The sequence below is a fragment of the Bacillus cereus group sp. BfR-BA-01379 genome, assembly GCF_022663605.1.
Taxonomy (GTDB): Bacteria; Bacillota; Bacilli; order Bacillales; family Bacillaceae_G; genus Bacillus_A; species Bacillus_A mobilis.
Map to the genome: position 1 here is coordinate 1 of NZ_JAKUFT010000095.1, position 15,413 is coordinate 15,413.

Sequence of the window (15,413 nt, forward strand, 5' to 3'; positions counted from 1 at the left end):
AAAGTAATTGTACACCTTTTTTTTCCATTGTCAAATAAAGTAATTTTTAAAAATTCATAAGCATATATGATACGAATTGGGTTTTTCGTGGAAACCCTATGCAATATTATATAACTGATTGAATTCTATTAATAAAACGAAAGATTTGTAAATATTTTTTATAATTAGTTTTTTTAAGGGGGACATTTATATTTATAGATTGATATTCTTTACCAACAACCACAAAAAATAATACTAATATAGAAAAATTATCATTTTCATAAAATTCGTTTAAATACAAAAAAATATGAACATTTATCCATCTAATGTTCATAATTAGACTTTTTAGCAATTATTGAACCTTTATTTTTTATTGGACTAATTTATAATAAAATTATCAACTACATATTTTTAATATTATGAAATAATATTAAAAACTTCTAATACCAATCTCTAATAATTAAATTTTCAATTGGAGGGCAGGATATGCATAAATCAATTATAATTCTATTCCTATTTGCTATTAGCATACACAATATAGAGGAAGCTATATGGTTATCTAGAAGATCTTTAAAAACTAACAAAATACGAATACATAAATCTATCCAGCACGATGATTTCCTGTTTGGTCTGTTTGTAGTTACTTCATTAGCATATTTAGTTACAATTTTATATATTTTTTATCCTTCAAATTTCATATTTAAATATACTTATTTCGGCTTTTTAAGTTCTATGATTATCAATATTATCTTTCCTCATTTAATCTCAACTATTGTCGAACGTTGCTATTCACCAGGATTGTTAACAGGAATCATTGTTATTATTCCTACAAATATATTAATTATAGAAAATGGTTTTACTTCAAATACTATTACATTAATAAATTTCCTCATAGGAACTGTAGTTGTTAATATTATCTTATTCTTACTAATTCCTTTATCTTTTAAAATTGGGGGGAAAATCATTAACTTTTAAACATTCAAAGGTTACATGAAGGTCTATAACAGTTGATTGATCGACTATACATTATCTTATGATTCCTTAATAAATTCTATATAACAACAATACTTCAAAATAATAACAGTTCTTCTGGATTTGAACACTGAAAATACCGATTTAGAAGAACTGTTTAATAAAACAAAGTATACGATTAATTTTCTTTTGTAAAAAAAGTTTTTAAACAACTAAAAACATCCTTCTTCTCCTTCAATATATAATACCTAAACTTCTCATCCTCAATGTTTTTATAAACAGAAAAAAGGGTAGATGATGAACGGTTATACTGGTTCACTTCCCCATACCCAAACATGTTACACTTCTTCATCAACTCTTCAACAAGCTTTACGCATCTAGCGTTATCTGATGTTAAATTATCACCGTCTGAAAAATGGAATGGATAAATATTATAGCGGTCTGGTGAATATTTATTATCGATTAACTCGAGTGCTTTTTTATATACAGAAGAACAGATTGTTCCGCCACTTTCTCCTTTTGAGAAAAACTCTTCCTCTGTAACGACTTTTGCTTCCGTATGATGGGCAATAAACTCAATATCTACTGTTTCATACTTCGTTCGTAGAAATCTTGTCATCCAGAAAAAGAAGCTACGTGCCATATACTTCTCCCATATTCCCATCGATCCACTTGTATCCATCATCGCTAATACAACTGCTTTTGAATCTGGTTTTAATACTTCATTCCAAGTACGGAACTTTAAATCTTCTTGGTGAATTGGATGGAAGGATGCTTTACCACGCATTGCATTTCGTTTATATGCAGATATCATCGTTCGTTTCTTATCAATATTTCCCCATAATCCAGTTTTTCTAATATCATTAAATTCAACATGTTCAATCCGGTTTTCATCCATTTCTTTTCTCTTTAAATTAGGCAGCTCTAACTCTTTGAAAAACGCTTGCTCTAATTCTAGAATAGAGACTTCAGCTTCATAATAATCTTCTCCAGCCGCATCTCCTGCTCCTTGCCCTTTTCCTGGTCCTTTTTGCTTTTGACCACCTGATCCATCTCTCGCAACGACATCACCAACTTTGCTGTCACCATTTCCTTGCCCAACGTGTTTGTTTTTATCATAATTGTATCTAATCTTATATTCATCTAGAGAACGAATTGGTATTTTTACAACATCCTTGCCATTAGACATAACTATACTTTCTTCTGTTACAAGATCGGGTAAATTATTCTTAATTGCCTCTTGTACTTTTTCTTGATGGCGTTGTTGGTCGTCATATCCTTTGCGATGGAGGGACCAGTTTTCCTGTGAAATCGTATAATTTGGTTGGTTTTCTTCACCCATTTCTTTCCCTCCTTACTGTAATTGTCTTTCTATATGAACAGCAAGCTAGAAATTTTGTTTTATACTGTGCAAGCTAGAATGGAAGGTGACTGCCCATCGAAATTCATCCCATAAACATATATAACGTTTTTCATATAATACCCCGAGCATTCTAAACAAAATTTTGCCACTCACATACTCGAAAGAAACATTCAGCCGTTGATAAGAAAGAAACACAATGCATAGTTGCACACATTTACACTTTGCAACATATTGTATTGTGTTGGCTTTTTTCGTATGAATGGTTGGTTACTCTATCATATGCATATTGTAAAAAAAATTGACAATAAATTCATGAAATTGCATCTTAATTTATTATATTTGGACAAGGTATGACACTTTACACATATGAATGGATAATAAAACGCTGTCCCGCAAAATACAAGAGACAGCGTTTTGTTATCAAACTATCGGTTTAGCAGGCTACCTACATAGCGTAATAATTCATTCGCAGATGAAGAATTATAGCCGTGCTCATCAATTAAACGTGCAACAACATCATTGATTTTCTTAAGCTGATTTTCGTCTGGCGTTTTCGTTGATGTTGTAATTTTCACTATATCTTTTAAATCAGCAAATAGTTTTTTCTGAATCGCTTCGCGAAGACGCTCGTGTGAATTATAATCAAAGCGTTTTCCTTTACGCGCATAAGCAGAAATGCGAATTAAAATTTCTTCACGGAATGCTTTCTTAGCATTTTCTGAAATTCCAATTTGCTCTTCAATTGAACGCATTAGCTTTTCATCTGGACTCATTTCTTCACCTGTTAATGGATCACGTAATTTCGATTTATTGCAATATGCTTCAACGTTATCTAAGTAATTATCCATAAGTGTCTTCGCTGATTCTTCATATGAATACACAAATGCTTTTTGTACTTCTTTCTTCGCAATTTCATCATATTCTTTTCTCGCTAATGAGATGAAATTCATATAACGTTCTCGATCTTCATTACTAATTGACGGATGCTGATCCAACCCGTCTTTTAGCGATCTAAGTACATCTAATGCGTTAATAGATGGTACCTCTTTTCGAATAATTGTAGAAGAAATTCGGTTAATAACATAACGAGGATCAATACCTTTCATACCTTCATCTTGATATTCACGTTGCAGCTCCTCTACATCAATCGCATTATAACCTTCTACTGTTTCTCCATCATATAAACGCATCTTTTTAATTAAATCAATATCCGGACGCTTCGGATCTTTTAAACGAGTTAAAATCGTAAACATTGCTGCAACGCGAAGTGTGTGCGGTGCAATATGCACATTGGATACATCACTTTCACGAATCATTTTTTCATAAATATGTTCTTCTTCGCTCACTCGTAAATTGTATGGAACTGGCATTACAATAATTCTTGAGTGCAATGCTTCATTTTTCTTGTTTGCTATGAAAGAACGATACTCCGTTTCATTCGTATGCGCTACAATTAATTCATCTGCTGAAATAAGCGCAAATCTTCCCGCTTTGAAATTCCCTTCTTGCGTAAGCGATAATAAATGCCATAAAAACTTCTCGTCGCATTTTAACATCTCTTGGAATTCCATCATCCCACGGTTTGCCTTATTCAATTCTCCATCGAAGCGATACGCTCGTGGATCTGATTCTGAACCATATTCTGCGATTGTTGAAAAGTCCAGACTACCTGTTAAATCGGCGATATCTTGTGATTTAGGATCAGACGGGCTAAATGTACCAATCCCTGTACGGCGATCTTCCGAGAAGAAAATACGCTCTACAACTACATCCTCAATTCTTGAACCATATTCTTGCTCTAGGCGCATAACGTTTAGTGGTGATAAATTCCCTTCAATTCTAACTCCATACTCATCAAAGAATTCATCTCGTAAATGATGCGGAATTAAATGAAGTGGATCTTCATGCATTGGGCAGCCTTTAATTGCAAAAATTGCTCCTCGATCTGTTCGTGAATATGTTTCTAATCCGCGTTTCAACATCGTAACTAATGTTGATTTCCCCCCACTAACAGGACCCATCAATAATAAAATACGTTTTCTAACATCTAATCGTTTTGCAGATGGATGAAAATATTCCTCTACCAGGCGTTCTAAAGCATCCTCTAATCCAAATAGCTGATTGCTAAAGAAGTTATACTTTCTTCTACCATCTACCTCTTCAATTCCAGCATCTTTTATCATATTGTAAATGCGAGAGTGTGCTGTTTGAGCCACCCATGGTCTTTCCTTCACAAGCTCTAAATACTCCGCAAACGTACCTTCCCATTGTAAGCGTTCTTCTGCTTCTCGATGCTGTTCAATTTTTTTTAGAATATCCATTATAGCTCCTCCCCCATCTCCTTGTTCAATCGGATTATTATAAAAGGTATGCTAGGATGTCCTCAAACATTCTTTAAATCAAAATGAAATATACAGTAGTGCAATAAAATTCTCTCCAAAATTCAAAGAAAATTCTGTATAATAAAGGTATTAAAGTTTTTACACCGCTATTCATTTTAAATAAATTCTTTTCTTCCAAGAACCTTACATACATTTCGATTCATATTTAAGATTCATAAACTGAAAAAATAGGAGGGATATTAGTATGAAATTATTATTAATTTTAGGTGTATCACTCACATTTCTTACAGCTATTTTTACATCTGGTTACAATGATAAACCTGGTACACATAAAAAGTGATGTGCTTCTTAGCACATCACTTTTTTTATGAATTATTTATAATACACATTTTCCACATCATATTTTGATAGTGGTTTGCTATAATAATAACCTTGTACAAACTTCACATTCTTTTCCTTCAAAAATTGTATTTGTTCTGCTTTTTCTACTCCTTCTGCAATTACATTCAATTCCAAAGTATGAGCTAAATGGATAATCGCAGCCGTAATATTCGTATCACGTTCATCTACATGTATACCTTCCATAAACGAACGATCGATTTTCAAAGTATCAATTGGATACGTTTTTAAATAACTTAAAGATGAATATCCCGTCCCAAAATCATCTAAATGAATCTTTAGATTTTGTTCTTTTAATTGTAGCAATACTCTTTTCGATATGTCTTTATGTATAAGGGCTCCTTCTGTAACCTCTATCGCCAATAGATGAGCTGGTACATTATACTTATGTAACGCTCGTGTAATCATCTCTATTAGTGTAATAGAACGAAAGTGCCTGGCTGAAATATTAACTGCAATCGGGACCACTTCATATCCTTTATTTAACCATTCACGTATTTGCTGACACACTTCATTTACTACCCATTCATCCAGCTTAATAATAAATCCTGTTCTTTCTGCTAACGGAATAAATTGATTGGGAGAGACAAATCCTAATTCTTTATTCTCCCACCTTATTAAAGCTTCCATACTGACTATTTTTTTCGTTTCAATATTCATTTGTGGCTGATAATATAAGAAGAATTCATTTTTTTCTATAGCACGATGTAATTGGTTTTCTATTATAAATCTTTGTTCACGCTCACAATCTAATCCATTGCAATAAAAATGATAATGCCCTTTTCCTTTTTCTTTTGCTTTTTCCAAAGCAGCATCCACTCTTTGAAATAATATTTTTTCATCCTCTCCATCTGTTGGAGCCATTACAATTCCGATTGACGCACTTAAATACACGTCCTCTTCTTCGATTACAAAATGTTCACTAATCTTTTTTAGTATGCTTTTTGCAACTACCTCTACACGTTCTTTCGTTATATTTTCTATTAACATAACAAATTGATCATCGTGTTCTCTAAATAAGTGCATACCGCCTATTTGGATACTGCTTAAACATTCTGTCACTTTTTGTAATACTTTATCTCCTTCTTTATGGCCAAAAGTATCATTAATAAGATGAAATTCATCTAAATCTATAAAAATAAACGCAAAATCTATCTTCTCATTTAAAAAACCATTTAACTTATTTGTACATGAAATTCTATTCATTAATCCTGTTAACTGGTCATAATAAGCTAAATATTCTGTTCGCATTTCATTCAATACTTGCCTTGTAACATCCCTCGTAACAATATATATCCCGACAATTTCACCGTTCACAATAATTGGAATAGTTCTTAAAGAAATATAGAGCTCGTACCCTTCTTTATGAACATATTTCTTTGAAACAATTTGCTTCGCTTTTCCTTGCATGGATCCTTTAAATATCATTTGAAAATCTTTTTCATATTCTTTATTAATAAATTCAAAAATAAATTTATTGTTTAATTCTTCATATCGATATCCAAATATCTCATACGTTGCTGGGTTTGCATATGTAATTCTACCTATAGAATCTATAGATATAATGGAGTCATTATTATATTCTAGTAATGACTTAAATAACATTTGTTTTTCCTCTATTTCAATCTTCTCCTCAATTTGAGCTGTAATATCCCTCGTAATACAAATAATAAACTGACATACTCCTTCTTCATCAAATACAGGATTAAGTGAAGATTCATAATGTAAATTACCAGTTGGTAAACTAACTACATCACAAAAGGTATGTGCTTTCGCTTCGCTCGCTACTTTTGCATATTGCACTTGTAATATTTCCGCCGTATCTTCCGGTAATACTTCAGCAAACGTTTTTCCATAACATTCTTCGCTTAGCTTCGCATAATCCATACCTATCTTATTTACATAAATATATTTAAAGGTTTCATCATCCATAACTTTCACAATAAATACTAAATCTTGAATAGCATGTAATAATCCTCTTCTTATTAAATCAATATCTATCATACTTAAAAAGGTATTTTGATTACTATATTGTTCCTTCATATTTATCTCAACCCGTCTGATCTATTTTTATTCACATAATCCCATTCTATATGAATATGCACCCTTTTTTAAATGTATGATTATATATTATTTTTATTTTAGAAAAAAAGTCGCCATATGGCGACTTTTAATAAACAATTTCTAAATCTAATCCCGGATAATTTTGTTGACGGAATGCTTCATAAATTAAAATAGCTGCTGTATTAGATAAATTTAATGAGCGCACTTTATCAGTCATTGGAATACGTAAACAATGATCGAAATTTTCTTCGATTACATTAGCTGGTAAGCCGTTTGTTTCTCTTCCAAATACAAAATAGTAATCCTTCTCACGTTTGCTATAATCAAACGCTGTATGAGCTTTCTCGCCATACTTTGTTAAATAGAAGAATTCACCGTCTTTATTTTTCTCATAAAATTCTTCAATTGAATCATAATACGTAACTTTCACGTGCTGCCAATAATCTAATCCTGCACGCTTTAACATTTTATCATCCGTTGAAAATCCAAGCGGTCTAATCAAATGTAATTCTGTTCCAGTTGCTGCACAAGTACGAGCAATATTCCCTGTATTTGCTGGAATTTCTGGTTGATATAAAACAACATGTACTCCCACGCGATATTCACCTCTGTTTTTTGTCTACTACGTATTATACCACTTGAGCAAAAAATCTCTACCCATTAATAATATGAAAAAATTTATATTTCATTTGTGGTGTATATTTACTAGAATCTTCATAGTTCCAATAACGCCGACGGCTATTCGCTGAATGTGCATTTACAAGTGGCATACCATCTGCGTCTTTTGCTACTACAATCGTCGTATGATTCCACCTACCATCATCCTCAAAATCATAAGCAATGACATCACCAAGAATAAGGTCCTCTGGCCTTTCTACCGCTTCTGCTCGAAGCCCTGTTGTAGCACCTGACAAATACCAATAAAAAGAGTGTGCGACAGCCCAGCTCCAACTCCACTGATTCTCCCTTTGCCACCATCCTTTACGAATATTAGGATATCCATTCATTGGTACTTCTCCAGTATGAAGACATTGAGAAATAAAATTCGTACAATTATCAGGGAAATTACGATATACAGGGTTTCGATCATCCCACCAACGCTCTGCATATTTAACTGCCTCTAAACGGTTATACTGATAAGAACCATACTTCTCTTTTATAACTTCCCTTTCTAACGTCTCACTCATTCCAACTGCTTCTGGCACCTCAATAGCATAATCACCTATTATCCGGCTATTATTTAAACAAACTCTTCGTTTTAGTTGTTCCTCTTCGATATAAAATAATTCTTTATGCTTAATTAAATATTTAAAATGTATTTGATAATCAATTTCTTGATGATTGCTATTATTTAATTGTCTCATGAAAGAAACGTCCGCAGTTGCTTTCACTATATGTGCATTACGCTTTTGAAACAATTGTTTCTTTCTCTGTGCTATCTGGAATAAATCTTCAGCAATCCCCTCTACATTAGTTCTTTTTTCTGTTATATAGGCTAAAAATTGTTGTACTTGCTTTTCAATATTTATTTTTACAACCATTTCGTCTCCCTCCCATATTACAATATGAAAAAGGGAGATATTATCTACTCTTTTTTCAGCGCTAACAATTCAAGTCCTCGATTCATTTCATGAAGAACCTCTTCATCTTTCTCACGTTGCATTGCTTTTTCAATGGCTTCGCCCACGCCATCTCCACCAATTTTCCCAAGTGCCCATGCTGCCGTTCCGCGAAGTACTGGTCTTGGATCATCTTTCATAACACCTATTAAATCAGGAATTGCTGATGCTTCTTTAAAATGAGCAAGTGCCAAAATTGCATTTCGTTGCAACGGCTTTTTACCTCTCCATGAACCAGACATAATTCCATATTTCTCTTTAAAATCGCGATTACTAATTGTTAAAAGTGGTGTTAATAGCGGCTTAACTAACTCAGGATCTGGTTCCATCTCAGGGTGGTTATGAAAATCCATTCCTTTGTTTTTTGGACAAACAGTCTGACATGTATCACATCCATATATACGGTTTCCTATTTTGTCGCGATATTCTTCCGGTAGGAATCCCTTCGTCTGTGTTAAAAATGCAATACATTTCTTCGAGTCTAACTGTCCTCCTTGTATTAAAGCCCCTGTAGGACAAATATCAATACATTTCGTACAGCTCCCGCATTGATCTTCTATTGGTTGATCTGGTGGGAATGGAACATTTGTAATCATTTCTCCTAAATATACATACGAACCAAATTCAGGTGTAATAATAGCGCAATTCTTACCACTCCACCCAATACCGGCACGTTCTGATACAGCGCGGTCGCTTAATTCACCCGTATCAACCATTGACTTAACTTCTATATCGGGAAGTTTTTCGATTAAATATGCTTCTAATTTTTGCAAACGATCTCGTAAAACAAGATGATAATCTTGTCCCCAAGAAGCACGACAAAAAATCCCGCGGCGTTCTCCACGCTTACTTAATGGTGCATTTTTTAATTTTGAAGGATACGCTAATGCAATCGCAATAATTGATTTTGCACCAGGTAGTAGAAGCTGTGGGTTCGTTCTCTTTTCTATATCAGGCTCTTCAAATCCAGATTGATAATTTAATTGTTGCTGCTGGATTAAGCGCTGCTTTAATTCCTCAAATGGTGAAGCACTAGCAAAGCCTATTTTATCTATACCAATTGTTTTACTATACGCAATTACATCTTGCTTTAATTGTTCAAAATCCATTCCTAATCGCCTCCTCAGATGAAATCATCCCGTATGTAACGACTATATTGGTTAGTAATTCACTTTTGAAATACTATTCTTTACTTCTATTTTCGCATACAATTATGCTTTTCAAACATTAAAAAACGCAATGCCTCGTTTATCTTAGAAACGAAACACTGCGTTGATCACAATTTATAGAAAAACATTTAATGAAATTTGGAGCGGGTGAAGAGAATCGAACTCTCGACCAGAGCTTGGAAGGCTCTTGTTTTACCACTAAACTACACCCGCAAATATGAAATAAATATAAGATATTAGAATAACTTATGTAAAGTAGTATAGCATGTTAAAAAAACGGAAGCAAGAATTTTATCGAAAAAAGTCGAAAAAGTGATGAGTAGCTCATCACTTTTTCAATTCTTTATCAATCGCCTTCTTCATACTATCGAAATCAGGGTTTGCAAGATTTCCGTTTATGTATACTGAAGGAGCACCTTGAACTTTTAATTTTTGAGCACGATCTGAATCTTTACGTACTTTTTCTTTCATTTCTTTACTGTGTAAATCTTTCTTAAATTGTTCTACATCAACTTTCGGAAGCTTCTCTTTCACAATGTTAAGAAGTAATTCTTCTGTAATCCATTCTTCCGTGTCTTTCTTTTGACTTTGATAAATCTCATCATAGAAAATCCAGAATGAATCTTGATCTTGTTTATAAATTGCTTCACCAGCTGCTGCGCCTAAATCAGAGTCTTTTCCGATGAACGGGAAGTTAATAAAATATAACTGCACTTTACCTTTATCAATATACTCTTCTTTTAATCGTGGTAATACTGTTACATCCCAAGTACGACACGCAGGACATTTGAAGTCTCCAAATTCAACTACCTTAACTGGTGCATCATCTTTCCCTAAAGATTGTTGTGTGGAATAAGCAAACATCTCATTCCCTTTATCTTTTTTGTCATTTATGATGCTATACGCAATTGTTCCGATTACAATTAATACTGCGATAGAAAAAACTACACCAAGAGCCATGAGTTTATTTGATTTCATATACATTCCTCTTTAAATTCATATTCTGTATACAGCATTGTACACAATACACATAATATCAACACTTATATGCGTCACGCAATGAACACGCTCACATAAATTACAAAAACAGAACATTTGTGACAATATTGTGTCGCCTTTTGTCACAATTTATTCAAAAAAAGAAGCTCCTATGTAGGAACTTCCTTTAGCTTACTGCTTTTTCACGCGCATTATTTAACATCGACTGCTCTGTTTTGATATCATGACGAATGACTAACTTCTCACTAACTGCTTGCACATACTCATCATGATTGATATAGCCTTCTTTCTCCATCAATCTCAAAACAACATTTCGTCTCTCTACGGCCTTATCATAATTTTGTGCAGGTGAGTAATAAGCAGGTGCCTTTACTACAGCAGCCATCATTGCACTTTCAGCCAGCGTTAATTGGCTTACTTTTTTACCGAAGTAAAGGTTTGCCGCTTTTTCAATTCCCCATGCTCCTTCTCCGTAATAAATATTGCTTACATACAATTTTAAAATTTCATCCTTCGTAAATGTGCGTTCAATTTTTTTCGTATAGAAAATCTCTTTCCACTTACGAGAAAATGTACGTTCATTTGTTAAAAAAGCATTTTTGGATAACTGCTGTGTAATTGTGCTCCCACCTTGCACAACACCACCAGCCTTTATATTCTCAACAGACGCTCTGACAATCGCTATATAATCTAAACCGTTATGATGATAAAATCTTTTATCTTCTGTCGCAATAAATGCATGTGTTAATGATTCTGGCACCTCTAACTTAGCCGGTACATGTAATTTACTAATATCACTTTGCTCAATCATTACATTTCCAACGAATAATAACGTACAACTTAACAATAATAATAAAATAATGGCTTTATAAAAGAATTTAGTCATTGGATTTAATGCAACTTTTTGATGATAGTTCACCCTAGATAATACTCGTTCTTTCATCTTGAACACCTCTTTTCCACACAGCATATAACTCTTACTTTAAGAATACCTTGTTGTAAAAAAACATCCCATCGATTTCTCTTACACGTACCTTACATCATTGTAAGGTATAAAGTGAAACTTTAATCAGCCCTCCCCAATCGGGCTGTCCGGCAAATAACGGGGTAAAAAAGTATTGTATCACAGTCTTTTTTTATCTACTATTCATCTGAAATATTGAATATAGAATATGCTAAACCAATAGTAGAGTATACCTTAAGCCTATACTTCCCTATTAAAACACCCTATTTTCATTATATCATCTACAAATATATATATTTGTAAGTATCTAGTAATCTAAATGTATACAATATATCATACATTATACAGAACAAACGTTCTCGAAATCAATACTAGCACTATTATTATTTTGACCTTTTTCTTAAACAGTATACAAAAAAGAGTAGTGATTTGATTGTATCTCAAACCAGCTACCCTTTTCTTTATAATCTAGCTATTAAATTAGACGGCTGCACTTCCCACGTTTCGTATGGAATAAAATGTGTTGCTCTCATCGCATCAAGCGTTCTGGATTTCATATGAGGACGCGTTATGTACTCATCTATGTTCTCTTCATTTAAAGCAACAAATTTAGCCTCTTGTATTTCTTCAGGCTGAATTTGTATTTCACCGCTCACATATGCCACTTTAAAAACAACAGATAAAATATGCATAGAAGCATTATAGTAAACACCTGTAACTCCAAGCGGCTTCACAGTTAAACCCGTCTCCTCAAACATTTCCCTACAAACTGCTTGATCGAGCGCTTCTCCTTCTTCCACCTGTCCTCCTGGCAATTCCCACGTATCCGCTCGCCAATGTACTTTAGCCAATAACACTTCACCTGTTTCATTTGTTAAATAGCCTGCTACGGCAACGATATGCTTCGGTGTTCTATGTTCCATATTAAACCTCCTAGAAATAATGATTATTTCATATATCCCTATAAGCATATTCCCTGTCTACAACAAAATACCTTTATTCATCAACTTAACTAACCTCATAAAAAAGCCCCCTATCCGTTAAACGAACAGGGGGCTTCTATCGTATTATTCTCCTAAGTCTACGTTGTGGTAAACTTGTTGCACATCTTCTAGATCTTCTAATGCATCAACCATTTTTTCAAATTGTACTTGAGCATCTTCAGGAAGTTCTACATCACTTTGTGCAAGCATTGTTAATTCTGCAACTGTGAATTCTTCAACACCAGCATCTTTAAGTGCAGATTGTACAGAATGGAATTGATCAGGTTCAGCATACACGATAACAGCATCTTCTTCTTCAAGAATGTCACGTGCATCTACATCTGCTTCCATTAAAATTTCAAGAACTTCATCTGATGTTTTACCTTCAAGACCGATAACAGCTGTCGCATCAAACATGTAAGCTACAGAACCGTTTACACCCATGTTACCACTGTTTTTGCTAAATGCAGCTCGTACATCTGCTGCAGTACGGTTTACGTTATTTGTAAGTGTATCTACAATTACCATAGATCCATTTGGTCCGAATCCTTCATAACGAAGCTCGTCATAATTTTCTTCTGAACCGCCTTTTGCTTTTTCAACTGCACGATCAATAATTGTTCTTGGTACATTGTATGTTTTCGCACGTTCTAATACGACTCTAAGCGCTTGGTTTGATTCTGGATCTGGCTCACCTTGTTTTGCTGCCACATAAATTTCACGTCCAAATTTCGCGTATATACGGCTTGTATTTGCATCTTTTGATGCTTTTTTATCCTTAATATTATTCCACTTACGACCCATACTTTCCACTCTCTTTCCCGTTTTAAATCTACATAAAAATATTAATATGAAATATAATGTGTATTCAACACATTTTTAAAAGAAATATAAAAAGTTCATTTTTGATTCATATTACAGACATAATATAAATCACTATCATTTTGTTCTTTCGACAAGTTATATTATACATGAATTCCTACGTTTATTACGAATTTTAGAAGCACATAGTATAATTTAACAAAAAAGACGATAAAAATTCCCATAATATTCCCTTAATTACTTTCTATCGTTGTATAATTCAAATAGGAAAAAATTTGAAGGAAAGATAAGGGGAGAATTATGACACATTCAAATGCGAAAAAAGCACATGGTCTTAAAGGAATTGGAGAGAAATTAAACCCAACTATCTATCAAGTAAGATTTATGAAATTAGATGAACCCATTCAATTTGAGTCTTTTCCTGAATTAAAGGAATTAGGAGACTGGTTAAAGTACTTCAACGCACATGTGGGCGTGCCACTCAACTATGTATAAGTACAACAGAGAAGAGTTTAAAAAGAAGTTTTTAGAAATTACAAAATTAACAGCTGATAATGTTCTAATATCTACTGGTGGTGTCGGATTTAACTTCATGTCACCAGGCTGGAGAAGTTCTCTCTAGAGTGCATGAAGAGAATATTGTATAGAATACCGGAATTAAAAGGATAAAAATGAATGTTTGTTTTTATCCTTTTAATGTTTCTTAGTTTACTCACCGCACACTTTTTGTCACACGAAGAAAACAAAAAAAACTCTATACAGTTAGTATAGAGTTTTTTTACGCCGTTCATGATACCGATGGTCGGGGTCGAACCGACACTCCCGAAGGAACACGATTTTGAGTCGTGCGCGTCTGCCAATTCCGCCACATCGGCACAAAAGAAAAGGCGGCAACCGGATTTGAACCGGTGATAAAGGTTTTGCAGACCTCTGCCTTACCACTTGGCTATGCCGCCATATGAAATTTTATTGGAGCGGAAGACGGGATTCGAACCCGCGACCCCAACCTTGGCAAGGTTGTATTCTACCACTGAACTACTTCCGCGAAAATGGCTGGGCTAGCTGGATTCGAACCAGCGCATGACGGAGTCAAAGTCCGTTGCCTTACCGCTTGGCTATAGCCCATTGATTTCTTACTTAATTATATGTAAGTATCCATTAGATTATTTGTAATTTTTAAAATAAAAATGGGGCGACTGATGGGAATCGAACCCACGAATGCCGGAGCCACAATCCGGTGCGTTAACCACTTCGCCACAACCGCCATGTTGTGTAAATATATTTGGCAGGGGCAGTAGGAATCGAACCCACACTGGAGGTTTTGGAGACCTCAGTTCTACCTTTAAACTATGCCCCTATGTAAATGGTGGAGGGGGGCAGATTCGAACTGCCGAACCCGAAGGAGCGGATTTACAGTCCGCCGCGTTTAGCCACTTCGCTACCCCTCCGAAACTTACATGGTGCCGGCTAGAGGACTTGAACCCCCAACCTACTGATTACAAGTCAGTTGCTCTACCAATTGAGCTAAGCCGGCGTATATGATTAAGATAAATGGTGGCTCGGGACGGAATCGAACCGCCGACACGAGGATTTTCAGTCCTCTGCTCTACCGACTGAGCTACCGAGCCTTATTAAAATGGCGGTCCCGACCGGGGTCGAACCGGCGATCTCCTGCGTGACAGGCAGGCATGTTAACCACTACACCACGGGACCATTTGGTTGCGGGGACAGGATTTGA

Annotated in this window: 11 protein-coding genes, 11 tRNA genes and 1 pseudogene; 2 read left to right on the forward strand and 21 right to left on the reverse strand. The window is 34.4% G+C overall.

The window, feature by feature from the left end; all coding sequences use genetic code 11:
• Positions 1–465: 465 nt before the first annotated feature.
• Positions 466–954 carry an HXXEE domain-containing protein gene (locus MR113_RS24280; protein WP_098632103.1) on the forward strand — a complete coding sequence of 163 codons (489 nt, stop codon included), beginning with the start codon at positions 466–468 and terminating at the stop codon, positions 952–954.
• A gap of 175 nt (positions 955–1,129) precedes the next feature.
• On the opposite strand, the gene yhbH is transcribed toward MR113_RS24280, so the two are convergent.
• From yhbH to MR113_RS24335, 11 genes are all read right to left on the reverse strand, one after another.
• A complete protein-coding gene (yhbH, locus tag MR113_RS24285; RefSeq protein WP_242257157.1) occupies positions 1,130–2,293 on the reverse strand; it encodes a sporulation protein YhbH in 1,164 nt (387 codons plus the stop codon).
• A gap of 446 nt (positions 2,294–2,739) precedes the next feature.
• Complete coding sequence (locus MR113_RS24290) at positions 2,740–4,635, reverse strand: PrkA family serine protein kinase (RefSeq protein WP_097818125.1); 1,896 nt, start codon at positions 4,633–4,635, stop codon at positions 2,740–2,742.
• A gap of 393 nt (positions 4,636–5,028) precedes the next feature.
• A complete protein-coding gene (locus MR113_RS24295; RefSeq protein ID WP_242257158.1) occupies positions 5,029–7,098 on the reverse strand; it encodes a sensor domain-containing protein in 2,070 nt (689 codons plus the stop codon).
• Between the two features lie 127 nt (positions 7,099–7,225).
• Positions 7,226–7,714, reverse strand: a complete 489-nt coding sequence (gene trmL / locus MR113_RS24300) for a tRNA (uridine(34)/cytosine(34)/5-carboxymethylaminomethyluridine(34)-2'-O)-methyltransferase TrmL (RefSeq protein WP_000538149.1) — start codon at positions 7,712–7,714, stop codon at positions 7,226–7,228.
• Positions 7,715–7,772: 58 nt separating this feature from the next.
• Entirely contained in the window at positions 7,773–8,660 is an 888-nt protein-coding gene (locus MR113_RS24305; protein WP_097818123.1) for an amidase domain-containing protein, read from the reverse strand.
• A gap of 44 nt (positions 8,661–8,704) precedes the next feature.
• Positions 8,705–9,847: a tRNA epoxyqueuosine(34) reductase QueG gene (queG, locus tag MR113_RS24310; protein WP_242257159.1), complete on the reverse strand. Its 1,143-nt coding sequence runs from the start codon at positions 9,845–9,847 to the stop codon at positions 8,705–8,707.
• A 199-nt stretch (positions 9,848–10,046) separates the two neighbouring features.
• Positions 10,047–10,120, reverse strand: a tRNA-Gly gene (locus tag MR113_RS24315).
• Positions 10,121–10,234: 114 nt separating this feature from the next.
• The gene (locus MR113_RS24320) at positions 10,235–10,885 is read right to left on the reverse strand and encodes a DsbA family protein (protein ID WP_000841324.1); all 651 of its coding nucleotides are present in this window, start codon (positions 10,883–10,885) and stop codon (positions 10,235–10,237) included.
• Between the two features lie 187 nt (positions 10,886–11,072).
• The gene (locus MR113_RS24325; protein WP_000664703.1) at positions 11,073–11,849 is read right to left on the reverse strand and encodes a transglycosylase domain-containing protein; all 777 of its coding nucleotides are present in this window, start codon (positions 11,847–11,849) and stop codon (positions 11,073–11,075) included.
• A gap of 482 nt (positions 11,850–12,331) precedes the next feature.
• Positions 12,332–12,793, reverse strand: coding sequence for an NUDIX hydrolase (locus tag MR113_RS24330; RefSeq protein ID WP_242257160.1), 462 nt, complete (start codon positions 12,791–12,793; stop codon positions 12,332–12,334).
• 144 nt (positions 12,794–12,937) lie between these two features.
• Positions 12,938–13,657, reverse strand: a complete 720-nt coding sequence (locus MR113_RS24335) for a YebC/PmpR family DNA-binding transcriptional regulator (protein ID WP_000532956.1) — start codon at positions 13,655–13,657, stop codon at positions 12,938–12,940.
• Positions 13,658–13,975: 318 nt separating this feature from the next.
• Here MR113_RS24335 and MR113_RS24340 point away from each other — a divergent pair.
• Positions 13,976–14,297: pseudogene (locus MR113_RS24340) on the forward strand (DUF3884 family protein).
• A gap of 171 nt (positions 14,298–14,468) precedes the next feature.
• On the opposite strand, the gene MR113_RS24345 reads toward MR113_RS24340, so the two are convergent.
• The 10 genes from MR113_RS24345 to MR113_RS24390 form a co-directional block, all read right to left on the reverse strand.
• Positions 14,469–14,550: transfer RNA gene (locus MR113_RS24345), tRNA-Leu, on the reverse strand.
• 10 nt (positions 14,551–14,560) lie between these two features.
• Positions 14,561–14,631, reverse strand: a tRNA-Cys gene (locus tag MR113_RS24350).
• Positions 14,632–14,645: 14 nt separating this feature from the next.
• Positions 14,646–14,720, reverse strand: a tRNA-Gly gene (locus MR113_RS24355).
• Between the two features lie 5 nt (positions 14,721–14,725).
• Positions 14,726–14,800, reverse strand: a tRNA-Gln gene (locus tag MR113_RS24360).
• A 63-nt stretch (positions 14,801–14,863) separates the two neighbouring features.
• Positions 14,864–14,939 (reverse strand) — tRNA-His (locus MR113_RS24365).
• Between the two features lie 19 nt (positions 14,940–14,958).
• Positions 14,959–15,032: transfer RNA gene (locus tag MR113_RS24370), tRNA-Trp, on the reverse strand.
• Positions 15,033–15,039: 7 nt separating this feature from the next.
• Positions 15,040–15,123 (reverse strand) — tRNA-Tyr (locus MR113_RS24375).
• Positions 15,124–15,133: 10 nt separating this feature from the next.
• A tRNA-Thr gene (locus tag MR113_RS24380) sits at positions 15,134–15,209 on the reverse strand.
• Positions 15,210–15,227: 18 nt separating this feature from the next.
• Positions 15,228–15,303, reverse strand: a tRNA-Phe gene (locus MR113_RS24385).
• A gap of 9 nt (positions 15,304–15,312) precedes the next feature.
• Positions 15,313–15,388 (reverse strand) — tRNA-Asp (locus MR113_RS24390).
• Positions 15,389–15,413: the final 25 nt, after the last annotated feature.